Source organism: Saccharibacillus sp. JS10 (assembly GCF_024436065.1).
GTDB lineage: Bacteria > Bacillota > Bacilli > Paenibacillales > Paenibacillaceae > Saccharibacillus.
Genome location: NZ_JANFNS010000001.1, coordinates 671,421 through 694,951 on the forward strand (window position 1 = coordinate 671,421; position 23,531 = coordinate 694,951).

Genomic DNA, 23,531 nt, shown 5'->3' on the forward strand with positions numbered 1-23,531 from the left:
TGATCAAGCGACTTGATCCTTTATCGGTTCTAGTATAGAGCCAGCTCGCGCATCGCATGAAGCAGCTTGTCTTTGCTCAGCATAAAGAATTTCTCTTGCGGCGGGTTGATCGGCATAGCCGGTGCATCCGGTCCGCACAGGCGACGAATCGGCGCGTCCAGATCATACAGACATTCTTCGGCAATGATTGCCGCGACTTCGGCTCCAACGCCGCCGGTTTTGTTATCTTCATGGACGATCAGCACTTTACCTGTACGGCGAACCGCTTCGATAATCGCATCGCGATCCAGAGGTTGAATCGTGCGCAGATCCAAGATATGGCTCGTGATCCCTTCTTGCTCCAGTTCTTCCGCAGCTTGCATCGCAAAATGCAGCGGCAGGCTATAGCTGATCACGGTAATATCTTCGCCTTCGCGCAGCAGATTCGCTTTACCGATCGGTACGATATAATCGTCGTCCGGTACGTCTTCTTTGATCAATTTATAACATTTTTTATTTTCGAAAAAGAGAACGGGATCAGGGTCGCGGATTGCGGCTTTCAGCAAACCTTTGGCATCGTATGCCGAATAAGGCGCGATGATTTTAAGCCCTGGCGTTCCGAAAAAGATCGATTCTGGGCACTGCGAATGATACAGACCGCCGAAGATCCCGCCGCCGATCGGCGCGCGTACGACAATCGGGCAATCCCAATCGTTATTGGAACGATACCGGATTTTCGCCGCTTCGCTAATAATCTGGTTCGTTGCCGGAAGCATAAAGTCCGAATACTGCATTTCCGCGATCGGCTTCATGCCGACCATCGCCGCTCCGATTGCAACACCTGCAATTGCGGATTCGGCAAGCGGGGTATCGATCACGCGATCTTCGCCGAATTGATCTTGCAGACCTTTGGTCGTAGTGAACACGCCGCCTTTAACGCCTACGTCTTCACCTAATACGAACACCGAAGAGTCATTTTCCATCTCTTCTTTCATTGCCAAGCGTATCGCGTCGATATATTCCATCATCGGCATATCAGTGATTCCCTCCTTGTCCGTCTGCGTCGCCTGCGTATACGTGCAGCAATGTATCTTCTGCTCTCGGATACGGCGCTTTGTCTGCATAATCGGTCGCTTCCTTCAATTCTTGCGCGACTTCTTTCAAATACACTTCTTCTTGTTCTTCGCTCCAAAGACCCGCTTCAATCAAATATTGCTTGTAACGAGGAATCCCGTCTTTTTTCCAATTTTCATCGACTTCTTCTTTCGTACGGTACGCCAGATCGTTATCGGATGTGGAATGGGGCGACAGACGGTACATCATCGCTTCGATCAAAGTCGGCCCTTCGCCGTTTACGCCGCGCTCGCGAGCTTCCCTTACAACGCGGAACATCTCCAGCGCATCGTTACCGTCTACTTGCATACCCGGGAAACCGTAACCAAGCGCACGGTCGCTGACTTTGCCGGCAAGCTGTTTGGCAATCGGTACGGAGATCGCGTATTGGTTATTTTCGCACATCATAATGACCGGAAGCTTTTGTACGCCCGCGAAGTTAGCACCTTCATGGAAATCGCCTTGGTTGCTTGATCCTTCGCCAAAAGTGACGAACGATACCGCGCCTTCGCCGCGCATTTTCGAAGCCAGCGCTGCGCCCACTGCATGCGGAACTTGCGTGGTAACCGGGCTAGATCCCGTCAATACGCGCAGTCTTTTGCTACCGAAGTGACCTGGCATTTGACGGCCGCCGCTGTTTGGGTCTTCCGCTTTGGCGAATGCGGACAACATCAATTCACGCGGCGTCATGCCGACAGCCAGCATAAATCCGTAATCGCGGTAATACGGTAAAAAGTAATCTTTTTGCGTGTCCAAGGCGAAAGCAGCCGCGACTTGCGCCGTTTCTTGACCTACACCCGATACGTGGAAATTGATTTTACCTGCTCGTTGGAGCAGCAAACAACGCTCGTCGAATTTACGAGCGAGTAACATATATTTGTACATGTCGACGGCGCGGCGGTCATCCAGACCCGCTGCCTCATGCAGCGTTTGCGGTACAGTCGTTCCTTTTTGGCTCATTACGGGAACCCCCTTAAATGTGTCACGAAATAGTTACGTTCAGCTTCTAACATGAAGTCTTAAAACCTGGTACTAATTCTTGATCTGAGTTCATTATAAAGCTTTTGCCGTAGAAAAGAAACTCGCCGCTTTAACGTAACGGAGCATCGCTCTAATTTCTTAAGTTTTTTAACTCTATGACATCTGACTGAACACACACCTACTGCGACGTTTCTTTGCCTTCTATTGTCTACTTTTCTGGCTCAAGACGCAAATAGACCTGCCCCGCTTCATACGGCGACAGGTCTATTTCAATTCCGATAAGCCCTTTTTTTATACGTTGATCGCCTGACCATCGATAGCCAGCATCGCTTCCCCGAGTGCTTCCGACAATGTCGGATGAGCGTGGATCGAGTTGCCGACTTCCCACGGCGTCGCATTCAGCACCGTCGCAAGCGTCGCTTCCGCAATTAACTCGGTTGCATGAGGACCAACGATTTGCACGCCGACCAGATCTCCGTTTTCGGTATCGACCACGACTTTTGCAAATCCTTCCGTATGACCTTCAACCAAAGCTTTGCCGATTGCGGAGAAAGGAACTTTTGCCGACTTCACACTGCGTCCCAGTTCTTTGGCACGAGCTTCGCTTAAGCCTACACTCGCGACTTCCGGCTGGGAATAGACGCAACGCGGGATAAACGCCTGATCGTACACATGCCCTTTTTCGCCCGCCAAGTGCATTGCCGCTGCAATTCCTTCGTGACTTGCCGCATGTGCTAATTGCAGGCCGCCGATACAATCGCCGATCGCATAGATATGAGATTCGCCTGTTTGAAAGTGAGCATTGACCGCGATATTGCCATTCACAACTCGAATATCTGTATTTTCTAATCCAATGCCTTCGACATTCGCTGCTCTACCAATTGATACCAACATTTGGGAAGCTTCTAGCACTTGCTCGTTTCCTTGATGCAACGCTGTAATCGACACGCCGTTTTCACCAGTTGCATACGTATCGGTCTGAAGTTGAACACCGGTTAAGATCTTCACACCACGGCGTTCTAACGATTTGGCAAGTTCTTTTGCCACTTCTGCATCTTCGCCCGGCAAAATCTGCTCGGCAACTTCGGCTACCGTAACTTGAACGCCAAAATCAACGAACATCGATGCCCATTCAATCCCGATTACGCCGCCGCCGACGATCAAGATGGATTCTGGCAATTTCTCCAGCTCCAACGCTTCGTCACTGCTTAAAATATATTGACCGTCTGGTTCTAATCCCGGCAATACACGAGGACGAGAACCGGTTGCTATAATCAGATTATTCGGTACGATCGTCTCCATTTCTCCATCGGGAAATTCTACAGCAACCGCGCCGCTTCTTGGCGAAAAGATCGAAGGCCCGATTACCCGTCCACTGCCTTCGATTACTCGGATTTTATTTTTACGCATCAAATATTGCACACCTTCATACAGCTTATCGACGATTCCGCGTTTACGTTCTTGAACATTCGGGAACACTAGGCGATGCCCTGCGCTTTCTACCCCGTATTGTTCCGATTGTTGAAGCAGCGAATAGACTTCGGCGCTACGCAATAAAGATTTGGTCGGGATACAGCCTTTATGTAGACAAGTCCCGCCTAATTTCGCTCGTTCAATAATGATGACGTCTTTACCGAGTTGTGCCGCTTTGATCGCTGCTACGTAACCGCCGGTTCCTCCGCCCAATACCGCAACATCGCATGTAATAGTCATGTTGTTCCTCCATCTATATCAAAAATTTAATCCAGCATTTATTCGTACAAAGCATCGCGTAGCTTCGTGGACTTATTCGGTTTGCGTCCATTTGCTTTGAGCAATGCTTCGCGTAATCGCTTGTTTTGTGCTTCGGTCTCTTTCAGACGATGTAACAATTCTTCGATCCATTTGGAATCTTCAGCATTTAATACGCCGGATTGTTGCAACCGCTGAAAGTGTTCTGCGTCACTGACAGTAGGTTCGTTCATAAAATGTCATCCTTTCATTTCTATACGCCAAAATCGGCTCATAAATCTAGCATACCACGATACGAGTAATTGGCGCATTTTTCTTCGCTCGCTATCTATTGACCAATAGTTCTATCTGTTATACTATAAATATAACAAGTAAATATAGAAAGGAGTCTGCTTATGTTTATCGAACTCAATTTACAATCGGATATTCCGATCTATAAGCAGTTGACCGACCAGTTAGTTGAAGGAATCGCGTCCGGTATTTTAAAAGCAGGTCAGCCGCTTCCTTCGGTTCGCACGCTTGCTGCTGATTTGGGAATCAATCTCCATACCGTCAACAAAGCTTATCAATTGTTAAAACAAGACGGCTTTCTCGAAATCCACCGCAAACAAGGTGTTATTGTACAGCCCGGTAATCTTCCGCCTTCCGACCAAGCTTTTTTAGACAAGCTGGAGCGCGATCTGCGTCCACTTGCCGCCGAAGCCATCGCACGGGGTACATCGCAACAAGAATTGGAACAAATTATCGCTTCATTGTATGAACGTATTCAAAATCCCCCATCTCAAGGAGGCGCTTCTTCATGAATCCATCTGTATTATTCCCCTTACTTATTGCTGTAATCGATCTGGTATGGTTGTTGGTTCTGATCGGTATTCCGCTGCTCACGCCTTCTTTCTTATTCGGTGTCTATGTTCCGCAAGAAGATCGCAAGCTTCCGCAAGTTGCGCGGATACGTCGAATATTTATTTTGTTAAGCGTAGCCGTGGCACTGATCGGGATAATCTTCGCATTCGCTTTTTACGCTTGGAGTAGTGGATCGGCAAATCTTGCTTTACTCGGACTTCTTATCCCTCAAATCGTAGGCATGATTGTCGTATGGAACGTCTGCCGTCGCCAAGCTTTGTCCCTGAAATCTGTGCAGAATTGGAAAGCTCCAGATGTCTCCAAACGAACGGCTTATATCGGTAGCGATCGCGAATCAGTAAAAGCCGGAGCTTCCACTTGGCTGTATGGGCTGCATCTCGCAATCATTGCGTTAACTGTGATCTTGGTCGCGATCAACTGGGAACGTATTCCGAATCCGATTCCTGTTCATTTCGATATGGCAGGTCTGCCTGACCGTTATGCGGAAAAAACATTTTCTGGCGTCTATATGCTCACGATGATTCAGCTATTGTTTACTGCAATATGTCTGGGCACGCATCTTATGATTCGTCGCATGCGGCAAAATCTTAATCCGTCTACCCCTCAAGCTTCGCTTAATAAACAAATCCAGCTTCGCTCTATAAACACTTGGATGTTGTTCTCTATTTCGTTGATTGTGACGGTGATGCTAAGTTGGATTCAAATCCGCAGTACATCCAGTTTCACGGGCACCCTTCCAATTGGCTTCGCCGCTGCTTTCTTGCTTTTATTGCTAATCCCGATCGTAGCTTTCTTGGTTGTACTACGCCGCCGCGGTCTGCAAGAAGAAGGAATCAATCGCTACCATAGCGAAGATCAATTTTGGCGAGGCGGCGTATTTTACTTCAATCCGCAAGATCCGTACTTGTTCACTGAAAAACGCGCAGGCTTAGGCTGGACATTCAACTTTGCCCGTCCGCTTGGCTGGTTATTGATGGCGGCGATCATCTTGCTACCTTTGACCGCAATTGTGACAACCATGATGTTGCAAAGTTAACTCAAAATGAATAAAAATTTAGACCGGGAAGCTTTCTTTCCCGGTCTTTTTTATCTCCAAAAAAATAAGAACATAAGTTCCTTTTATTTACTTGACTCCCTTCTGCTACGGTGTTAGTTTGTGTGTAGGTTGTAACGTATTCTACATAGGCTAAGGAGGATGTAAGATGACAGAAATCAAACTTGAGATCGGTTATGAAGAGTACGAAGACGGACAGAAAATGAGCGTGTTGATTGAAGAATTGGCACAAAAGCCGGAAGCCAGCACTTTGTCGAGTCTGGTCATTGGCAATTGGGGCGGTGCTTATGAAGACTCTTCGCAAGCGCTAGTCGATATGTTGATTCAATACAAAGACCACTTCCCTGCGCTTCGCAAATTGTTTATCGGAGATATGGAATCCGAAGAATGCGAAGTCTCTTGGATTATGCACGGCAATCTAAATGGGTTGTTTGCCGCTTTCCCGGCGCTTCAATCGTTAACGATCAAAGGCAGCAGCGGGCTGGAGCTTGGAGAAATTCGGCATGAACGCTTGGAAGAACTGATTATTATTTGCGGAGGTCTTCCTGCAAACGTATTGGCTTCAATCGCGGAAGCTCAACTTCCGGCTCTCCAAAAACTCGAATTATACATAGGCGTAGAAGATTACGGATTCGACGGAACTCTCGAAGACGTAATGTCCGTTGCCAAACCGGGACTATTCCCGAACTTAACTTATCTGGGTCTCAAAAATAGCGAAATTCAAGACGAGATCGCAGCTGCAATTGCAGATTCTGAATTGTTAGAAAGTCTGGAGACATTGGATTTGTCCGACGGTACATTAAGCGATGTCGGAGCAGAAGCTTTGCTTGCCAGCGACCGGATTCGCAAATTACCGAAGCTTGATCTGCAATATCATTATCTATCCGAAGAGATGATGCGCCGCGTGGCAACCGAACTTCCGAATGCTGATATCAGTGACCGTCAAGAAACGGATCATTATGACGGCGAAGAGTATCGCTATCCGGCATTGACGGAATGATGTCTTCAAGTGGGAGTCTGCATGATTCATTAGCTGAAGCTCATCGTACACCGATGCTTTTGATTGCTCATGCGGACAACGAGCGCACGACAGGGATTTCTCAAGCTTTGCGTTCTCTGGATTTGCCGGCTCCTGTTATCGTCACTTACGAACAGCTGTTAAGCGGTGTTTCTTTGCAGGAAGCTGCCCTTCAGGCTGGTTTGCCCGCAGGCGTAACACCGCTGATTCGTATCGATGCACCCGGCGAACATTTTGGCGTTGAACGCTCATTGATTGCTTTGGGTGCACCGGATCATGATCAAAACGATCTTTTGCTACCCTTGCGTGACCGCAAAGATCCGTATCGTCTAAGCGCCCGCGACGCTTATGCGTTGGAAGAACATCCCGTGCGCTTGCTGCATCCTTCGCAGTGGTTTCGCGGATTTTGCCGTTTACTCCAACGTATTGAGACGGAAGCTTACGAAGCTTGGCGGAATGTACGCTTTTGGAACGATCCGGCAGAAATTGCGATCATGTTCGATAAACGAGTATGCCATACGCGGCTAAGCCAAGCTGGTGTAAATGTGCCAACGTTGCTTGCCGAACCGCATCTATTGACCGGTTACGAAGCGTTACGCGAACAGATGCGGCAAAAACGGATGTACCGGGTATTTCTCAAACTTGCTTTTGGTTCGGGTGCCTCAGGCATTATCGCGTATCAGATTAATCCGAGAACGGGTGCCGAGATCGCGATCACGACTCTAAATGCCGAAGTCTACGTGCAGCGTCCCGGTGTTTTTTACAATTCTAAAAAAGTCCGTACGCTGACCGATTCCGAAAATATTCGAACGTTAATCGGATATTTGTGCGGGCACGGGATACATGCGGAGCGTTGGATTCCCAAACCTTCTATAGAAGGACGTCCTCTCGATCTTCGGCAATTGGTCGCTTTTGAAGCTACGGGGCATACCGTCGTCCGCGCCGGAGAAAGCCCGATTACGAATCTTCATCTGCGCAGCCAGAGGCTTTCTCCGCATGAGTCGGGTTTAAGCGAAGATATTTTGAACGCTGCAAAACATGAAGCATTAGCCGCAATGTGTGCTTTTCCAAACAGTGCTTCGGCAGGTATCGATGTTCTAACGGATCGGCATAGCGGGCGCGCTTATATCGCGGACGTGAATCCGTTTGGCGATCTGATTCGGCGCGTGCAGCACGAAAATTTGGACCCCTATACTTGGGAAATCAAACGCTGGTTGAACCATGGAATACATGCAAGGAGGAGTCAAAATGTCTAACCCCCGCGATTCTATCGATATGAACCAAGTCGTCGGAACGCATGATTTACTTATGATTACACTGGATACGCTCCGTTTCGACGCTGCGGTATTGGAGCAAGAAAACTGTCCGAATCTATGCGGAGATGGAGTATGGGAAAAACGGCATTCACCGGGTAGCTTTACCTATGCGGCGCATCACGCGTTTTTCGGCGGCTTTTTGCCGACTCCAGCGAACACCGATAAAGCTTCGCATGTCCGTTTGTTTCATTCTCGCGGAACTGGGCTCAAAACACATCCGAAGACTTGGTTGTTCGATACACCCGATATCGTATCGGGGCTAGCCGCTGAAGGGTATCGAACGTTATGTATCGGCGGCGTAATCTTTTTCAGCAAAAAGGTTCCGCTGGCGCGCGTATTGCCGAATTATTTTCAGCGCAGCTTTTGGCGAATGAATTTCAGCGTTACGAATCCGCAGTCTACGAAAAACCAAGTCGATCATGCGATCAAATTACTTGCCGATATTCCGCTGAACGAACGTTTCTTTTTATTTATCAATGTGTCTGCGATTCATGGGCCTAATCATATCTTTTCTCCCGGTGCCAAACACGATTCTGTCGAAACCCAGCGAGCGGCTCTGCGTTATGTAGACGCTGAACTCGGTCGATTGTTTGAAGTCATCCGAGCACGCCGCAATCCGGCATTTTGCATGGCTTTTTCCGATCATGGTACGGCGTATGGCGAAGACGGGTATCAAGGTCATCGCTTAGCGCACGACACCGTCTGGAACGTCCCTTACCGAGAATTCATGTTATAAAAAAGGAGCGATCCCTATGACCCATACGTTCGTCGACCTTAACGAGCAGGCTAAAGCTTGGAAACAAGAGCTGGAAGCCGCTCCTTACCGTTCGTATCTCTACTCTTATCCACACAAGACAGCTTATCAGACATTTGATCAACCTAAGTCTTTAGCCGAGCTATGGAAAAATGAACCTGCCGAGACTTTTTTTCTGTACATGCATATCCCGTTTTGCGGGGCGCGTTGCGGATTTTGTAATCTATTCACATTGCCTGACAAGCGTCAAGACGTACACGAACGTTATATCGATGCTTTAGAAAGACAAGCCAAACAATGGGCGCCGTTGGCTTCCCGTCCTTTTGCACGTTTTGCGATCGGCGGCGGTACGCCCACTCTGTTGCAACCTCATCTGTTGACACGCTTATTCGATATCGCGGAGCAAACGATGGGGCTTGATCCGTCTGTCGCTTCGATCTCTGTGGAGACATCGCCTGAGACGGTCGATCCCGAACGGTTACAGATTCTCAAACAACGTGGAACAGATCGAATCAGTATGGGAATTCAAAGTTTTATCGAAAGCGAAGCCGCCGCAATCTACCGTCCGCAAAAACCGGATGAAGTACGCCGCGCTTTGGAATTACTTAAACGTTTTGATTTTCCGTTATTGAATCTGGATTTGATCTATGGCTTACCGGGGCAAACGCTCGAGACTTGGTTGTATTCCTTGGAGCAAGCACTTAGCTACGAGCCGGGCGAGATCTTTTTATATCCGCTGTATACCCGAGAACACACCATTCTCAAGCCGGGCGATGTTCAAGGTGGCGGCGAAGACGATCTACGGATGACGTTTTATTTGGCGGCTTGCCAAGTGCTCGAAGAACGCGGATATGAACAATTTTCAATGCGGCGTTTTGCTCGGAAAAACAGTACAGGATTTCATGCTTCCAAGCGTCCGCTCCACTATGGCTGTCAAGAAGAAGGCATGATGGGTCTTGGATGCGGGGCTCGTTCCTATACGCAGCATGTGCATTACGCTTCGCGCTATGGAGTGAGCCGAAAAGCAACGGAAAGTATTATTGCCGATTATGTCGCGGCGGAAAAATACGATGCTGCCGACTATGGCTATGAGCTGAGCACCGACGAACGCAAACGGCGGTTTGTATTAAAAGGAATATTGCACCGCGAAGGACTATCAATTGCTGAGTACACCGAACGTTTCGGAACCGAAATGTTGCAGGATCTGCCGCAGCTTGCTTTATTAACGCAATCGGGGCTGGCGACGAACGATAATGGCATTTTGCGAATGGGTCGTGAAGGTCTAGGTTATTCCGATGCGATCGGGGATTGGTTAATCTCGGATAACGTACGTCATCAGATGCAGACCTTTATATTGCCATGAACATAACGCTGTATTTTCGCGGATCGTTGTCGTCTTGCAATTATTCATGCCCGTATTGTCCGTTCAGCAAAAATAAAGATAGCGCCGAGACTTTAGCGAAAGATCGACAACAAGTCGAGACTTTCGTGAACTGGGTTGCCGCGCAGCAATCGTCAGGTCATCGCTTCTCGATTTTTTTCAATCCTTACGGCGAAGGTCTGGTTCATGCTTGGTATCGCGAAGCGATGATCACGCTCTCTCATACGCCGCATATCGATCGTGTCGCGATTCAAACGAATTTGTCTGCGAAGCTAGATTGGACAGATTCACTGAATCCGAACACTGCTGCTTTTTGGGCAACGTATCACCCCGGAGAAACGGAAGAAAAACGCTTTTTATCCCGCTGCTTCGATCTGATTGAACGTCAAATTTCACTCAGCGTAGGTAGCGTTGGGGTACGCAGCGCTTTTGAGCGAATCGAATCGATTCGACGAGAACTGCCTGAAGATGTATATGTCTGGGTGAATGCGTTCAAAGATCGCAAAAATTATTATCAACCTCACGAGATCGAGCGTCTTCGCGCAATCGATCCTTTGTTCGAACTGAATCTGCCGGATTACGAAAGTCTCAACCATCCTTGCCGTACCGGAGAAACGGTCTTTTTTGTCCAAGGTTCCGGCATCGTTAAGCGTTGTTATAGCGACCGGCGTGTGATTGGTCATCTTTACCGGGACGGATTAGAAGGGTTGTCGAAAACTCGCCCTTGTCAAATGAAAAGTTGCGGCTGTTATATTGGTTACGTGCATATGCCGGAGCTTGAAATGGAACGTCATTACGGTGAAGGCTTGCTGGAACGGCAACGTTTGAAAGAAACGTATATGAACCGATAATGTAGGAGGATAAGGAACGTGAGGAATACCGCAAATGATGCTTCGATCGGTCGCACGATCTGGTTGACGGGATTGCCGTGTTCAGGCAAAACGACAACGGCGATCGCGCTACAAGCCGAATTATCCGCGCAAGGAGTCTCTGCCCAAGTGCTTGATGGAGATGAACTCCGTCGTCAGATTGGCAACGAGCTAGGATTTAGCCGCGAAGATCGGTTCGAGAATGTTCGCCGCGCTGTCTATGTGTCCGGGCTACTTAATAAACATGGCGTCACCACAATCGTATCGCTCATTAGCCCGTATATTGCGATGCGCGATTATGCTCGCTCACAACTTCCTCATTTTGTGGAAGTTCATATCGATTGTTCACTACAAGAATGTGAACGACGGGATGTGAAAGGCATGTATGCCAAAGCTCGTCTTGGTGAGATTACGTCTTTTACCGGAGTCTCGGATGTGTATGAAATCCCGCCTTCTCCCGATCTGACTTTGCATACCGATCAGTATTCATTACAAGAAAATATAGCCCGCTTGTTAAAAGCGCTTGATGGTTAAAGATTTTATAAAGTTGACGTCAGGAGGACGAGTATGGCAGAACCTTTGAAATTGATGTACAATCAGACGTTTTTGCAAAACTTTGCGACAAAAATTCAATCGGTCTATCCGCCTTTTGACGGAAAAACTTTTATCCGACAAATCTTGAATGAGGAATGGGAAAGCCTTGAACTAAAAGCTAGAATGCGCCGTATCTCGACTATTCTCGGTACATTTTTACCTTCAAATTTTATAGAAGCTCTACATATTTTATACAAAATCAATCATGATTGCGTCGGCTTTCCGTATTTGATTTTTCCGGATTTTGTAGAAGTGTATGGACAGCATGCAGATGATTACGAAGCGGCTATCGATGCTTTAGAGCGGTTCACTTCCAAATCTTCGTCCGAGTTTGCGATTCGAAGTTTTTTGCTGCGTGAACCGGAACGTACGATGACCCATATGCGTCAGTGGGCGATCAGTGAAGATGAACATGTACGCAGACTTGCCAGTGAAGGATGTCGCCCGCGACTGCCATGGGGTCAAGCGCTACCGATGTTCAAAGCCGACCCTGCTCCTGTACTTGAAATTTTAGAGCAGTTAAAAGCTGATCCTTCGTTATATGTACGCAAGAGCGTCGCTAACAACCTCAATGATATTGCCAAAGACCATCCAGAGATCGTCAAACAAATCGCGAGCGATTGGTATGGTTCTCATCCCTTCACCGACTGGATCGTGCTGAGAGGTTGCCGGAGTCTAATGAAAAAAGCAGATCCTGATATGCTCCAATTATTTGGCTATACCTCTTTGGAGCTTGGAACAGATACAGATTCAATCCAACAAGCAGAGCTTCATATTGAGCCGAAACAGATCGCTATTGGAGAATCGGTCGATTTGGAATATCGTTTTGTCACACGTCCGGGCGAGACGATGCGAGTTCGGATTGAGTATGCAATCGATTTTGTAAAAGCTTCTGGAAAAGCCTCACGAAAAATATTCAGATTAACCGATCGTGTACTCGAAGGCGGAACTTCGTTGACCGGAACAAAAAAACATCGTTTTGCCGATCTTACGACCCGTCGTCATTATCCCGGCGAACATCGCATATTGCTCATGATTAATGGTCAACCTTATGCCGAAGATTTGTTGGTTGTCCACTAAAAAAGATCGCTCCCCTTCAAATAAAAAATGAGGGAAGCGATCTTTTTAATTATAAAAATCTATGGAAGTACCAAAAATTAATAAAATGTGTTAACGAAGTACAACTTCTGCTTGTTGCTCCTGCTGATGGTCGAGTTCTTCTTCGGGCTTACCTTGTTTCGAACCGTAAAGAATAAAATTCACTTCTTCCAGTACGTCCGAAAATTGCTGCCCATTATTGTTCATTTGCATGGTTGTTCTCACCTTACTCCATTCTGTTGGGTCTTGTCCGCCACTTATATTTTAACCAAATCCCTCGATTTGAAACGCATTCAAGGTAGCGGTTACAGACAAGATTCCCCATATATAGAGTAGCCGCCTTTATACTTATCGGCAGTGCACATCCATTCCATAATATCCCTTTATTTCTTTTTTTGTTGATATCGTTGTTTTTGCTGATTTTGTTGATTCTTTTTCTCCGCAGCACGCCGCAGCCGGCGTTTTTCCAATTCCATTTCTCGTTGCAGATATAACTCCATCGTATTCTCCGGGTTTTCGGCTGCAAATAACATGAACTTTTTCAAATGCTCGTTATACTTATCTTTGCCAAACATACGTCCTTTTTCATTCAAAAAAGACTCTAACATACGATGTGGATCGCCTGTGCTTTTAAGCGACTCTGCTTCTTGCAATGCGCCCAAAATACGTAGCGAAATTCGTTCCGAGCGTTCTTTTACAAGGTCATTTTCCGACTTCGACTGAGCAGGATACGCATGAGACAAAATCAGAAAAATACCGCTTAATCCGTACAAAGCCAGCATATCAGCCATATCGATCGAATTTGCACTTACTCGGCTTGTCCATTCTAACGAAGCCCGATCCGGATGCGTGAAAATATTCAAAAATCCATATACATCCGTAAGCTCAAACGAAATATGTTCATAAGCATATTTCATGACGCCAAGATTGCTGCCCATAACTTCTTGCGTTGCATCTTTATCGATCGTCTCGGGAGCCGCGCGATGCTGAAACAAACGAGCCGAATGTTCAAAAGCAACACGGATTTGTACAGGCGCTTCTACGACTAGCTCGCTTTCACGCAATAAGACTGCCGCTGTCAAAGAATTTGCCATACGTTGAAGCAAGGCTCCGGCATAAGAATCATCTTCTCGATCCGCATAATCACGAGTAATTTCAATCAATTCGTGCATATATTCTAGCATCTCGTCACGGACTGAAGCTGAATGTTCAGAAACTTCGGGCAAAGACGCTGATTGATCGTCTTTCGCCTTCTTGGCGTTCATCTGTAGGTGTTGTTCTAATTGTTGATCTTTTCGCCCCATCGGTTTATCCTCCTGTCCTAACTTCTCTATTGTACCGGGTGTTTCCTATCGGTTTCAACTTTGAAAAGATGAGATTTTGATGACAAAATCCTCATTATTCTGAGTATGGACAAAAAAGGAATTTAAGAGAGCAAGGTCGAATACAGTTAAGGAACGTCGTATTCTTTTCGATCTTAGATCGAGAAGTTGTTTGTTACGATCCGTTACTTATATACAGACAGGGGTCTAAAGGGAACATGAAAGGAAATCCAATTATCAAATCAGCGCTTGCAGTCACCATTTTGGCAGGAACCGTGATTTCGGTACCGCAAATTTGGGACAGTAGCGCTTATGCACAATCGTCAGCTGATGCTTCGATTAGACAAGGGCTGGACAATATGAATTATATTTTAGAAGACGGCTCCCTGCGTGCGGAAGGTCATACGATTGGATCATCGCAAGAGCCTTCTCCTTTCATCGGCATAGCGCGTAATTCACAGACGGATGAACGTTATGCGTGGACCAAAAACGGTCATGTCTATGAATGGCGCAATTTAGGATTGACCGGTGCACCCAAGCTGCTGACTGGGCTTCCGGCAATTGCTCAAGTGTCCCATGACGTGATGCTCACTCAAAATGGCGACGTTGTTGACTATACCGATATAGGTCTACCCGGCGCTATTCAAATTTCCGCGCATTCGTCTGGATTTGCATTACTGACGGCAAACGGCGAAGTCTGGCGCTACCGTTCCGATTATTCGACGAACAAAGTCAAAAAATTAGCGACCTTACCAGGTACAAAAGATATTCAAGCGACTAGCAGCTATGTAGCTGTACTTCAAGCCGATGGCACGGTGACGAGACTGGATGCAGAGACCGATTCCAAACCTGAGACAATCACGACCAATGCCGTCTCGATCGCTTGGGTCAAAGAAGAAGCCAGCAATGACCTTTATATCGCGAAATCGGACGGCAGCCTGTGGAAATACGAATACGGAAATCCCAAAGCAGGCGAAATGATTTCGGCTGTACGCGGAGCAGCTTTTGTAAGCCCGGCAGAAGAAGGTCTTTTCGTTCGGTTAAAAGATGGCACATCCGGCTTATACAGTCATAATAAATGGACCGAGATCGCGCCAGCTTCTTTGAAGTCGGCTGTTTTGACACTGTCTAAAACTTCCGCAGGACAAGGTGAGAACGTAAAAGTCACGGTCGAAGAAAAGTTCACCGACGGCTCTAAAAGTAAAAGAAGCCCGGTAGCGGGCGAACTCCGTGTATCGAATACGAAAGTCGCGACTGTACAAGCTGACGGCAGCCTGAAAACGAACGGGCTAGGTTCGACTTCTGTCACTTTCAATTCCGGCGGTGTCTCAGCAACGTCAACATTGATCGTCAAACAAGAAGGCGCTTTAACCGGAGCAGGGTTTGTTAGCGGCAGCGCCTACCTTCCGGTTCGTCCTGTATTCGCGGCTCTTGGCGCAAGCGTGACGACTTCCGGAAATCTATGGAATATTCAATACGGAGACACGAAGATCCAACTTCAAAAAGGCAGCACGAAAGCTAGCGTAAACGGCAAAACAGTATCTTTAAAAGGCAAAGTCCAAACATTAGACGGTCAAACGGTATTCCCAGCTAGCTTCTTGTCGAATGCAATCCCCGGTTCTTCGGTTAAATGGGATAGCAAACTTCAACAAGCGGTCGTGTCTCTGGGTTCCGCAAAGCTTGAAGTCGAGTCTAAAGCCACCGCTTTACTTAAGAAAAAGCAGCAGCTCGGAAGTCTTGCCAAATATCTCGGTAAATCTTATTGGGTTAATCATTATGAAGGCGTAGGCATCCGATTCAGTAAATTGACGATTGCCGACATTATAGTTACAGAAGAAGATTATGGACGCGGATATACAATTGTATTCAAAAATGCTGCGGGCAGCACGTTCAAATCTGGAGATTGGTATGCGAACGCGGTCGGCGAAGTACTGAATGATGCAGACAACTTCTTCTCGTTCGATCCTCGTGTACGTTTTGGCGGCAGCGATGCGATCTGGAATTATATTCGTGGAAACTACGTGGCTCCAGGCATGAATAAACAACATGTCCTATTATCATGGGGTGAACCTTCTTATAAAGGCGTAGAAAAAAATCCTAGAGGCCCTGTGGAAGTGTGGATCTATTATAGACAAACGATGGATTGGCAAGCTGTAGCATTCTTGAACGGCTATGTGGATTCGACTTACGACAGCCCTCAATAAATCATTGAAAAAGAGATGCACCTGCACGTAAACATACGTCAGGGCATCTCTTTTTTTGTACCTATAGCTTCGCTTCCCAATCTTCGATCGTAATCCCGAAAAGCACATGGTCTTCCCAAACTCCGTTGATCTTCAAGTAACGCTCCGCCAATCCTTCTTTTCGAAAACCTGCTTTTTCCAACACGCGTAACGAAGGTGTATTACGTGGCATCACTCCCGCTTGAACACGGTGCAGGTTATGCTGAGTAAACGCAAGCTTCAAGACGCCGCGTACCGCTTCTGTCATATATCCTTTGCCATTGTGAGCTTCATCCAAAAAGTAGCCTAAATTCGAATTTTGAAAAGGCCCTCTAGCGATCCCGGTTAATGCCGCGCGTCCGATAAGCTGTCCGTTTTCTTGCAAAAAGATGCCGTAAATATAACCTTGATCCCGAATCCGTCCTTGTTCGCTTTGCAAAATTTCGGTTTGTTGTCCCGCAAGTGTGAGGTAGCTGTCGGATCGAATCGGTTCAAGCGGCTCTAAAAAAGCTTGATTTTTGATTCGAAGTGCTAATAACTCTTCTGCATGTTCGGGTGTAAACGATTTTAATTCTAAACGTTCGGTTAACATGGATATCCTTCTTTCCTTCCTAGCGTATCTGAGTTTGAATGGTTCATCGGTGAAGCTCTTGTTTGATTATAACAAAGTTATTTAGAAACGTGATTTAGAGTTATACGCAAAAAAGCTCCGCCTGAGCGGAGCTAGTCCTTATTCTTCACCAGGCAACTTTTTGCCTTTGTTTTTACGATCCCGGAAGTTTTTGTAAAGTTTCGTTACCGTGTCCGGCGTGACATCGATTCCGCGCTCATACGCGTATTTAACCGAATAGCCAAGTGCTAGCGTGACGCTTCCGGCTACGCCTGCTGCCGCGACACTGCCTGCGCCGGGGAATAATTTAATGACTTGGGAGAATATCGTGCGCCCTAAATTGCCAACGATCGCGGTAATTACAATTTCTTTTGCCGCTTCTCGGCTTATCGGACGTTCGTATAGCGTCGCTAATCGAGTTAATAGACCGATTTGCAAAGCCGTTAAAGGAACGATGTCTGCACCCGGTAAAGGTACGGCTCCGATCGCTCCTGCCGATGTGGACGCGGCAATAATCCATTTGTTCGCAATCGACGATTTTTCTTTGATCGTACGTGCGAACAAAATGTCTTTATTGTTTTTTTTTAATAACTCCAGAATGGCATCGCGCAATTGATCGATATTTTCGCCGGTGCGTGAAGAGATCGGGAGTACATCGTATTTATGTCCCGTTTCTTTGCGCACTCTAGCAACCAATCGATCCACTTCGTCAGCCGCATCGATTTTGTTCAAAACGATCAAGATATTCGGATTCGCTTTTTCGACGATACGGAATGAACGCTGTTCACTTTCCGAAAACACGGTACCTGCCGCGTTCAAAAAGAACAATACGACATCCGTTTTGCGGAAATAATCGAGCGTTGTAGCTGAGTTTTCTTTATTCACGTCATTTAGACCGGGAGTATCGATAAAAAAGATTTTGTCTTTGTACGCATGAGGATGAATGGTCGTCGTTTCTCCCGGTTCAGCTCCCACGCCTGCGACTTCTTCGCCTACGATGCGGTTGATCGTGGACGATTTGCCGGCATTTACATCCCCGACTAACGCAATTAAGATTTCTTTTTGCAATTGTCCGTTGATCTCTGCCATTTCTTGATCGAAGGCTTCGTCAGCGGCGTGTCGGATTTGACGTTTCATCTCGCTTTTTTGCGCTTCTGTATAGGTGCCTTTACCAATTGCTTTCATCTGGCAGCCGCCCTTTCCGTATATCTTTCGACTTCTTGTTGCCTATACGGTGCCTTGAACTGGAAAGTTTCATTGCTGAAACGAAAAGCAGTTAATTTTTAAACACAGCTTCGATCTCTTGGTCTCCGGCAATTAAATCAAAGCCGCGGCGATACGTATTCGTATCTTCCAATACAGCCGCAAGGACTGCCGCCACATCGTCACGCGAAATCGAACCCGCTTCCAAGTTTTCCGCAGCCGACACTTTTCCTGTACCCGGATCATTCGTCAATGCGCCTGGACGCACAATCGTATAATCCAGATTTGTTGTTTGTAACATACGATCTGCGTAATGCTTGGCTGCATAATAAGGTTTCATCGATTCTTGCCAACGTTCGCGGTTGTGTGCTTGCATCGCACTCACGATCACGTAACGTTTTGTTCCGGCTTGTTCAGCGGCTTCCATCGTTTTTACAGCGCCGTCCAGATCGATTAGCAGTGTTTTGTCTAACCCTGTCGATCCGCCTGATCCTGCCGCAAATACCACAGCATCGCTACCTTTGATTGCTTCGGCAAGCGTATCGACCGAATCTTCAAGATTCGCAAGAACCGGCTCTACACCATCTGCTTTTAAAGAATCCGCTTGTTCTTGCTTACGCACCATTGCTTGTACTTCATGCTTCCCTTCTTGCTGTAGCAGCTTAATCAAGCGTCCTCCGATTTGTCCGTTAGCTCCGATCACTAATACTTTCATGAGTGTAATTCCTCCTTATGGTTAGGTCTGAGATTAGCGAATACTGAATCGGATTTCTGATACTTTTGCCAGATTCACACTGATATCATGACCTTCACTTTCAAAATTCATACATCCTTCGCCAGTCGGGCGCTCGCCGCGAAAAGCCGGGATGACATACGCTTCTTTCAATTCTCTGACCGCGATTTCCAACTCTGCTGGCGTCAGTTCGTCGCTGGAGTCTAGCATATACTCTTTTTCAATTCCGTTATCGTACAAAATCCGAATGTAAATCCCTCTCATCTGCGTGTCTCTCCTTTTGTCTCTACGAGGTTGCTAACCCCTCTATGTATTATTTCAAACGAAATCAGACAAACCAAATCAGAAACCTTACACTATACAGAAATTAACAGATCATTTATGATTGTATTATTCTTTTTGCCTTTACAAATAGAGGGGGTTTTGTTTTTGTACAAACGAATATTATGGAGCGCGTCTCTTGCTGTTTTGCTATACGGCTCATGCGTTTCACACACCAGTGCGGCATCGATGCAGGTGTCGGTAGATGGTCAAGCGGTCTCCTTTCATACCCAACCAACGGTTAGGCAAAATGTAACGATGGTACAATTCGCTCCTATTTTCCGTAGCTTAGGAATCGATTTTAAGTGGAACGGAAAAAAGCAGCAGATCACGGCAACTAAGTCGGGATTGAACATGATTTTGACCGTAGGCAGCAAAACCGCTTATGTTAATGGCAAAGCTGTTAAGCTGCAACAAGCTCCGGTATCGATTAACGGCAATATTTTCGTCCCGCTGCGTTTTGTGAGCGAAGCTACAGGCGCGACAGTCTCTTTATCCGGCAACCGGATTTTGATTGAAAGCGCAAATAACGAAACGATAGTCACTCCTGTCGTTCAACCTTCGCCGCAAAAACCGACTACTGGCACAACAAATACTCCTTCGTCTTCGGCTGTTGCTTCAGAAGAAGCGATAACGGATTATTTATACGAGAATTACGATGTCCTCGCTGCCGAAGATGTCGAGTATGAAGTCGGGTATGTAGCGCTTCAAGACGACGACGGCGTATATACGATTAATATATTTGTCGATGGTTATGAAGCAACTGGAGATTTATATGCCAAAGTTAATGCTGATCCTGAGAATTTATATGATCTCACCGAAGATTTTGCTTTTGATCTTGCCGATATATTTGGATTGGAACAGCTTAATGTTCATATTTTTCTAGCCTTATCGCTCGAGGGTCAAGATGAAGAAATCATTAGCGACCTACCGGAAGAACAAATCCTTGAATTTGAAGATGGCTCCACAGCATTGATCGAATCTCTTTTCGCAGGAAGTTACGATTTTTTGGAACAATATTCGGAGTTTTATGCGTTTTTGAAAGATGATGCGATGGAGTTGTGGGTTTCGAAGGAATGGGAATGAAATAGCGAAGAATGATAAAGAAGATGAATGTATAATTTAAAAACGCCCTATACCTCAGATGTAAATGCAAACAAATTATTCGATGACATTCAATATAACTTAGAAATATTATTTTATAATATGCAAGAAAGTGCCGACCTTCTGAAGCAAAGTATTGAAACGAAGGACCTTAGAATTTTGAGCTAAATAGTACAGAATAGAAAAAAACATGTTTGCTACTATGGAGAAAATTCAAGGATATATGAATTCATTTTCTTCCCTATCAAATGAATAAAGAAATCGAATATAAAAAGCCGCCTCAGTAGGCGGCTCTTATTTTATACCAAAAACGTTTGCACTCTACCTATACTATTTATTTCAGAAGTGAAATTGACGATATATATCGAGCCGTATCCTTAAAAGAAATCAACCTTCCTAAACTACTTTAAAAGGAGTTTAACATGCCTTATAAAATAAATACTCTATTAAGTACAAGTTTATTACTATTGCTACTTCCTGTTCAAGCGAAGCAGAGTCTGTAGAAGCTTCTCAAACACCTACAGTGCCTTTAGAACAAACTGTACCTCTAATCACTAAAACAGAACGTATTGATGTACAATTAACCGTCACAGAGGAGCTAAACGAGGAGAATAAGCTTCAAATATCAGGAGAAACAAATCTTCCTGATGGCATGGAACTGATGCTTACAGTAAAAAATGATAATGGCTATAGCGCACAGGATAAAGTGGCTATTCAAAGTGGTGAGTTTACAAGTGGATGGTTTTCTCAGAACGGTTCTTCGTTAAGCGGAGACTATGCCGTAAAAGTAACATCTCCAACAGCTAATGTGCAGCCTATAGAAGTACAGCAAGTTATCGGTGAAAACGGTATACACTTATATGGCGATCAGGTGAAAAAAGATAATGTATGGGGTAACATGATTGAGTTTAAAAAACAGATTAATATTCCTTCTATAACTTCTGATGTAGAAAAACAAAATTCGGCTGTAAGAAATCAAATAAATCCACCTTCTATAGATATCGAACTCTGGAATAAAATCGATACCGCTTTTGACAATGGAGAGTTCAATATTGTGAAAGAAATTGTGGAAGAAGTCCTAAATCCAGATGAAGAACTTTTAGCTGTTTATCATTACTCCCTTTATCATTATTATGGTCAAGGTGGAGAGGACGATAAATCTCAGGAATTCTTAAACATGATTCCCTTAGACTATTCGGGAAAACATGCTGAATCGATTGCCTATACAAGATATCAGAATGAACATTATCAAGATGAGAATTATGAATCCATCTCATTAGAAGAGTTTGTAGAAGAACATTATAATCCTTCAGTAAAAATCGAAGAATTACCAACGAAAGAAATACCTCGTAGTACTTATACAAAAGAAGAATTACAAAATGATCCATTGGCCCCTTCTACTGATCCTCGCGACGATAATTCTAACAGCGAGTATGTGCCACATGATGGTCCATCAAGCAATCCAACAGATTATGATTTTAATGGGAATTATCGTCCAACAGATGAAATGACTCAAACAGAAATTCAAGCAGAATTAGAATCAATGTTGGATAGATCAATTGGAAAATAGTTGATTTAGTCACCTTTACAGGTGACTTTTTTCTTTGCGATACAATGTTCAAAAACTTAGCATTAGATATGAAAGAAATATATGGTGTAAACAAAACGAGGTTGCTTGATTCTCAACGGCTCTAAAGCCTCTGACGTTAATTTTGATAGCTTCATTAGGTAATTGGAGCTTAAAAACAAGAGTGCTGCTTGCTATGGGGATTATAACGCTAGTTTTGAATACATCTCTTGATAAGAAAAAATCCTCTTAATAGAGGTAGAGGCTTCAACATAGTTAATCGTAATTTGAATTTAAATATTGTCTTCATGAAATCAGCATTTTATTGCATTACCACATATAGAATTCTTTTAATTTGCATAGATTGATCTTTTATTTTAATAAAAATAGCAATGAAATATTTAGAAACGGAAAGTATAATTAGTTTGCTAGCTTAAAAAAGGAACTGAGAAGATTGAAAAACTGAATTTAAAAAAATCATTAGATGTGCTTGATTTGCGTACCATTATGGAACAAAGAAGCTTTACTGATCCTAAAGTTATTAATCATTTTGATATCAAAGACATTCCTGCAAATCGTTTTTTGAAAGACGTATATTTAGACATTCCCGGCATTACAATGGTGTTTGATTTAGAAGGGTCTTCTGCAAGCATACGACAACGAGGAGCAAGAGATTTTGTAGACGTTCATACAGAAGTCTTTAATAATCTTACTACCATTATTTATAAGAGGGAAGGAATAATCGAAAAGTTCCCAGGCGATGGCATTAGCGCTCACTTTCTTGCTCCTCCTACACCGGGAGACAACATAGAAGACGGCCTCGCATTGGCAAGAGCTTTTGCTGTAGATGCCCTGCTTGAGATAAGAAGATATATGATCATGCAAAATCAATCCATCTCTTACCGCGTGGTTCTGTGGAGTGGTAAAGATACAATTGCTACTCAAATAGGTAATGACTTTCATACAGAAGTCATTAGTGTTGGCGACGGAGTTAATACCGCTCATAAACTTGAGAAAGAAGTCAAAAATCGTGGTTGCCGGTTTGGAATGGATTCCTTTCTAAAAGACTCTTATCTTAAGCGATCTCCTTCTACCGCTTTCGTACCTCATCGGTTGCCATCGGATCTACGAACAGAAGAAAATTCCTTCTGGTATGGTATAGAATGATGAGTAGATTCGAACCCAATGAACAATACGATTACTACAAACATCAATCCGTGTACATATCGGATTATATCAAGGTTGCCGACAATAAGACCGGTTTGACTCTTGGTGTCACAGGTGTGTTCTTCGCTTTTATGGTCAATGAAATGAAGGATTTATGGAAAGGCGGATTCAACGAATCTGTCTACAAGGATTGGCTTTTTTACGTATTTTCAGCCGCTTTAATTATTCTGCTTATCGGTATATTCTTTTTAGCAAAAGTGATTTGGCCTAACTATCCGACTAGCACTGCCGACTACCACTCATGGGGAGGTATTGGTAGTTTCCCTCGCTCATCCGCCTATGCGGTATTTTTGAGAGGAGCTTTCAATGATAAAGAAGAGTTTCTTAAGGAGATGGCGGAGCAAAATCACTCCCTTGCATCTGTGTGTCTGAAGAAATTCAAACGCCTTAAGCTTTCCTATAGATTTCTAGCAGTTGGAGCCGTTCTTGTCATGTTTCCTTGGTTTGCATCCTAAATAAAGAATCTACTC

24 protein-coding genes are annotated in these 23,531 nt (G+C 45.1%); 14 read left to right on the plus strand and 10 right to left on the minus strand.

All coding sequences use genetic code 11. The features are described from left to right. Positions 1 to 29 precede the first annotated feature (29 nt). The 4 genes from NOM90_RS03100 to NOM90_RS03115 all read right to left on the minus strand — a co-directional run bounded on the left by NOM90_RS03100 (position 30) and on the right by NOM90_RS03115 (position 4,037). Positions 30 to 1,013: an alpha-ketoacid dehydrogenase subunit beta gene (locus tag NOM90_RS03100; RefSeq protein ID WP_255939911.1), complete on the minus strand. Its 984-nt coding sequence runs from the start codon at positions 1,011 to 1,013 to the stop codon at positions 30 to 32. Position 1,014: 1 nt separating this feature from the next. Beyond that, positions 1,015 to 2,052 carry a thiamine pyrophosphate-dependent dehydrogenase E1 component subunit alpha gene (locus NOM90_RS03105; protein ID WP_255939913.1) on the minus strand — a complete coding sequence of 346 codons (1,038 nt, stop codon included), beginning with the start codon at positions 2,050 to 2,052 and terminating at the stop codon, positions 1,015 to 1,017. Between the two features lie 312 nt (positions 2,053 to 2,364). Beyond that, entirely contained in the window at positions 2,365 to 3,786 is a 1,422-nt protein-coding gene (gene lpdA, locus NOM90_RS03110) for a dihydrolipoyl dehydrogenase (protein WP_255939915.1), read from the minus strand. 38 nt (positions 3,787 to 3,824) lie between these two features. Continuing rightward, on the minus strand, positions 3,825 to 4,037 hold the full coding sequence (locus tag NOM90_RS03115; RefSeq protein ID WP_255939917.1) for a Ni2+-binding GTPase: 213 nt from the start codon (positions 4,035 to 4,037) through the stop codon (positions 3,825 to 3,827). 162 nt (positions 4,038 to 4,199) lie between these two features. On the opposite strand from NOM90_RS03115, the gene NOM90_RS03120 reads away from it, so the two are divergent. From NOM90_RS03120 to NOM90_RS03160, 9 genes are all read left to right on the plus strand, one after another. Next, positions 4,200 to 4,607 carry a GntR family transcriptional regulator gene (locus NOM90_RS03120; protein WP_255939919.1) on the plus strand — a complete coding sequence of 136 codons (408 nt, stop codon included), beginning with the start codon at positions 4,200 to 4,202 and terminating at the stop codon, positions 4,605 to 4,607. After that, a complete protein-coding gene (locus tag NOM90_RS03125; RefSeq protein ID WP_255939920.1) occupies positions 4,604 to 5,704 on the plus strand; it encodes a DUF1648 domain-containing protein in 1,101 nt (366 codons plus the stop codon). Before NOM90_RS03120 ends, NOM90_RS03125 begins: the two co-directional genes overlap by 4 nt. Positions 5,705 to 5,870: 166 nt before the next feature. Then, the gene (locus tag NOM90_RS03130) at positions 5,871 to 6,722 is read left to right on the plus strand and encodes an STM4015 family protein (protein WP_255939922.1); all 852 of its coding nucleotides are present in this window, start codon (positions 5,871 to 5,873) and stop codon (positions 6,720 to 6,722) included. Beyond that, positions 6,719 to 7,996 carry an STM4014 family protein gene (locus NOM90_RS03135; RefSeq protein ID WP_255939924.1) on the plus strand — a complete coding sequence of 426 codons (1,278 nt, stop codon included), beginning with the start codon at positions 6,719 to 6,721 and terminating at the stop codon, positions 7,994 to 7,996. The genes NOM90_RS03130 and NOM90_RS03135 overlap by 4 nt, the downstream gene beginning before the upstream one ends. Next, positions 7,989 to 8,792 (plus strand): STM4013/SEN3800 family hydrolase, encoded by an 804-nt coding sequence (locus tag NOM90_RS03140; RefSeq protein WP_255939926.1) that lies wholly within the window; start codon positions 7,989 to 7,991, stop codon positions 8,790 to 8,792. Before NOM90_RS03135 ends, NOM90_RS03140 begins: the two co-directional genes overlap by 8 nt. 16 nt (positions 8,793 to 8,808) lie before the next feature. Next, positions 8,809 to 10,173 (plus strand): STM4012 family radical SAM protein, encoded by a 1,365-nt coding sequence (locus NOM90_RS03145; RefSeq protein ID WP_255939927.1) that lies wholly within the window; start codon positions 8,809 to 8,811, stop codon positions 10,171 to 10,173. After that, positions 10,170 to 11,042 carry an STM4011 family radical SAM protein gene (locus tag NOM90_RS03150; protein ID WP_255939929.1) on the plus strand — a complete coding sequence of 291 codons (873 nt, stop codon included), beginning with the start codon at positions 10,170 to 10,172 and terminating at the stop codon, positions 11,040 to 11,042. Before NOM90_RS03145 ends, NOM90_RS03150 begins: the two co-directional genes overlap by 4 nt. A gap of 18 nt (positions 11,043 to 11,060) precedes the next feature. Next, complete coding sequence (gene cysC / locus NOM90_RS03155; protein WP_255939931.1) at positions 11,061 to 11,594, plus strand: adenylyl-sulfate kinase; 534 nt, start codon at positions 11,061 to 11,063, stop codon at positions 11,592 to 11,594. Positions 11,595 to 11,627: 33 nt separating this feature from the next. After that, positions 11,628 to 12,734 (plus strand): DNA alkylation repair protein, encoded by a 1,107-nt coding sequence (locus tag NOM90_RS03160; RefSeq protein WP_255939932.1) that lies wholly within the window; start codon positions 11,628 to 11,630, stop codon positions 12,732 to 12,734. 90 nt (positions 12,735 to 12,824) lie between these two features. On the opposite strand, the gene NOM90_RS03165 is transcribed toward NOM90_RS03160, so the two are convergent. Together NOM90_RS03165 and NOM90_RS03170 are read right to left on the minus strand one after the other, a co-directional pair. Then, entirely contained in the window at positions 12,825 to 12,965 is a 141-nt protein-coding gene (locus NOM90_RS03165; RefSeq protein WP_255939933.1) for a hypothetical protein, read from the minus strand. Between the two features lie 170 nt (positions 12,966 to 13,135). Further along, positions 13,136 to 14,056 carry a hypothetical protein gene (locus NOM90_RS03170; protein WP_255939934.1) on the minus strand — a complete coding sequence of 307 codons (921 nt, stop codon included), beginning with the start codon at positions 14,054 to 14,056 and terminating at the stop codon, positions 13,136 to 13,138. Positions 14,057 to 14,292: 236 nt separating this feature from the next. Here NOM90_RS03170 and NOM90_RS03175 point away from each other — a divergent pair, with 236 nt between their 5' ends. Continuing rightward, a complete protein-coding gene (locus NOM90_RS03175; RefSeq protein WP_255939935.1) occupies positions 14,293 to 16,278 on the plus strand; it encodes a copper amine oxidase N-terminal domain-containing protein in 1,986 nt (661 codons plus the stop codon). A 61-nt stretch (positions 16,279 to 16,339) separates the two neighbouring features. Here the strand turns inward: NOM90_RS03175 and NOM90_RS03180 are convergent, their stop codons facing one another. From NOM90_RS03180 to NOM90_RS03195, 4 genes are all read right to left on the minus strand, one after another. Next, positions 16,340 to 16,888, minus strand: a complete 549-nt coding sequence (locus NOM90_RS03180; protein WP_255939936.1) for a GNAT family N-acetyltransferase — start codon at positions 16,886 to 16,888, stop codon at positions 16,340 to 16,342. 138 nt (positions 16,889 to 17,026) lie between these two features. Beyond that, positions 17,027 to 18,091, minus strand: a complete 1,065-nt coding sequence (locus NOM90_RS03185) for a GTPase (RefSeq protein WP_255939937.1) — start codon at positions 18,089 to 18,091, stop codon at positions 17,027 to 17,029. Positions 18,092 to 18,182: 91 nt separating this feature from the next. Then, positions 18,183 to 18,824: an SDR family oxidoreductase gene (locus tag NOM90_RS03190; RefSeq protein ID WP_255939939.1), complete on the minus strand. Its 642-nt coding sequence runs from the start codon at positions 18,822 to 18,824 to the stop codon at positions 18,183 to 18,185. Positions 18,825 to 18,857: 33 nt separating this feature from the next. Then, positions 18,858 to 19,106 carry a hypothetical protein gene (locus tag NOM90_RS03195; RefSeq protein ID WP_255939940.1) on the minus strand — a complete coding sequence of 83 codons (249 nt, stop codon included), beginning with the start codon at positions 19,104 to 19,106 and terminating at the stop codon, positions 18,858 to 18,860. Between the two features lie 165 nt (positions 19,107 to 19,271). Between NOM90_RS03195 and NOM90_RS03200 the strand changes: the two genes are divergently transcribed. From NOM90_RS03200 to NOM90_RS03215, 4 genes are all read left to right on the plus strand, one after another. Continuing rightward, positions 19,272 to 20,249: a copper amine oxidase N-terminal domain-containing protein gene (locus NOM90_RS03200; protein WP_255939942.1), complete on the plus strand. Its 978-nt coding sequence runs from the start codon at positions 19,272 to 19,274 to the stop codon at positions 20,247 to 20,249. A 541-nt stretch (positions 20,250 to 20,790) separates the two neighbouring features. Beyond that, the gene (locus NOM90_RS03205; protein WP_255939943.1) at positions 20,791 to 21,837 is read left to right on the plus strand and encodes a hypothetical protein; all 1,047 of its coding nucleotides are present in this window, start codon (positions 20,791 to 20,793) and stop codon (positions 21,835 to 21,837) included. A 492-nt stretch (positions 21,838 to 22,329) separates the two neighbouring features. Continuing rightward, entirely contained in the window at positions 22,330 to 23,001 is a 672-nt protein-coding gene (locus NOM90_RS03210; RefSeq protein WP_255939945.1) for a nucleotidyl cyclase domain-containing protein, read from the plus strand. Next, complete coding sequence (locus NOM90_RS03215) at positions 22,998 to 23,516, plus strand: Pycsar system effector family protein (protein ID WP_255939947.1); 519 nt, start codon at positions 22,998 to 23,000, stop codon at positions 23,514 to 23,516. The genes NOM90_RS03210 and NOM90_RS03215 overlap by 4 nt, the downstream gene beginning before the upstream one ends. Positions 23,517 to 23,531: the final 15 nt, after the last annotated feature.

Coding starts and splice junctions, on each gene's coding strand:
- NOM90_RS03100 (WP_255939911.1), bottom strand. CDS start 1,013: ATGCCGATGATGGAATATATCGACGCGATACGCTTGGCAATGAAAGAA.
- NOM90_RS03105 (WP_255939913.1), bottom strand. CDS start 2,052: ATGAGCCAAAAAGGAACGACTGTACCGCAAACGCTGCATGAGGCAGCG.
- lpdA (WP_255939915.1), bottom strand. CDS start 3,786: ATGACTATTACATGCGATGTTGCGGTATTGGGCGGAGGAACCGGCGGT.
- NOM90_RS03115 (WP_255939917.1), bottom strand. CDS start 4,037: ATGAACGAACCTACTGTCAGTGACGCAGAACACTTTCAGCGGTTGCAA.
- NOM90_RS03120 (WP_255939919.1), top strand. CDS start 4,200: ATGTTTATCGAACTCAATTTACAATCGGATATTCCGATCTATAAGCAG.
- NOM90_RS03125 (WP_255939920.1), top strand. CDS start 4,604: ATGAATCCATCTGTATTATTCCCCTTACTTATTGCTGTAATCGATCTG.
- NOM90_RS03130 (WP_255939922.1), top strand. CDS start 5,871: ATGACAGAAATCAAACTTGAGATCGGTTATGAAGAGTACGAAGACGGA.
- NOM90_RS03135 (WP_255939924.1), top strand. CDS start 6,719: ATGATGTCTTCAAGTGGGAGTCTGCATGATTCATTAGCTGAAGCTCAT.
- NOM90_RS03140 (WP_255939926.1), top strand. CDS start 7,989: ATGTCTAACCCCCGCGATTCTATCGATATGAACCAAGTCGTCGGAACG.
- NOM90_RS03145 (WP_255939927.1), top strand. CDS start 8,809: ATGACCCATACGTTCGTCGACCTTAACGAGCAGGCTAAAGCTTGGAAA.
- NOM90_RS03150 (WP_255939929.1), top strand. CDS start 10,170: ATGAACATAACGCTGTATTTTCGCGGATCGTTGTCGTCTTGCAATTAT.
- NOM90_RS03160 (WP_255939932.1), top strand. CDS start 11,628: ATGGCAGAACCTTTGAAATTGATGTACAATCAGACGTTTTTGCAAAAC.
- NOM90_RS03165 (WP_255939933.1), bottom strand. CDS start 12,965: ATGCAAATGAACAATAATGGGCAGCAATTTTCGGACGTACTGGAAGAA.
- NOM90_RS03170 (WP_255939934.1), bottom strand. CDS start 14,056: ATGGGGCGAAAAGATCAACAATTAGAACAACACCTACAGATGAACGCC.
- NOM90_RS03175 (WP_255939935.1), top strand. CDS start 14,293: ATGAAAGGAAATCCAATTATCAAATCAGCGCTTGCAGTCACCATTTTG.
- NOM90_RS03180 (WP_255939936.1), bottom strand. CDS start 16,888: ATGTTAACCGAACGTTTAGAATTAAAATCGTTTACACCCGAACATGCA.
- NOM90_RS03185 (WP_255939937.1), bottom strand. CDS start 18,091: ATGAAAGCAATTGGTAAAGGCACCTATACAGAAGCGCAAAAAAGCGAG.
- NOM90_RS03190 (WP_255939939.1), bottom strand. CDS start 18,824: ATGAAAGTATTAGTGATCGGAGCTAACGGACAAATCGGAGGACGCTTG.
- NOM90_RS03195 (WP_255939940.1), bottom strand. CDS start 19,106: ATGAGAGGGATTTACATTCGGATTTTGTACGATAACGGAATTGAAAAA.
- NOM90_RS03215 (WP_255939947.1), top strand. CDS start 22,998: ATGATGAGTAGATTCGAACCCAATGAACAATACGATTACTACAAACAT.